The sequence below is a fragment of the Enterobacter sp. Ap-1006 genome (assembly GCF_011752835.1).
Lineage (GTDB): Bacteria > Pseudomonadota > Gammaproteobacteria > Enterobacterales > Enterobacteriaceae > Cedecea.
In genome coordinates this window covers 1-252 of sequence record NZ_VWWU01000029.1, presented here as the reverse complement: position 1 = coordinate 252, position 252 = coordinate 1, and the positions used below count along the sequence as shown (strand labels likewise).

Genomic DNA, 252 nt, shown 5'->3' with positions numbered 1-252 from the left:
AAAACACCTTCGGTGTTGTAAGGTTAAGCCTCACGGATCATTAGTACTGGTTAGCTCAACGTATCGCTACGCTTACACACCCAGCCTATCAACGTCGTCGTCTTCAACGTTCCTTCAGGACCCTTAAAGGGTCAGGGAGAACTCATCTCGGGGCAAGTTTCGCGCTTAGATGCTTTCAGCGCTTATCTTTTCCGCATTTAGCTACCGGGCAATGCCATTGGCATGACAACCCGAACACCAGTGATGCGTCCA

1 rRNA gene is annotated in these 252 nt (G+C 50.0%); it reads right to left on the bottom strand.

The annotated features are described in order from the left end of the window. Nucleotides 1–19 precede the first annotated feature (19 nt). Nucleotides 20–252, bottom strand: a 23S ribosomal RNA gene (locus F3J28_RS22655); the annotation flags it as partial.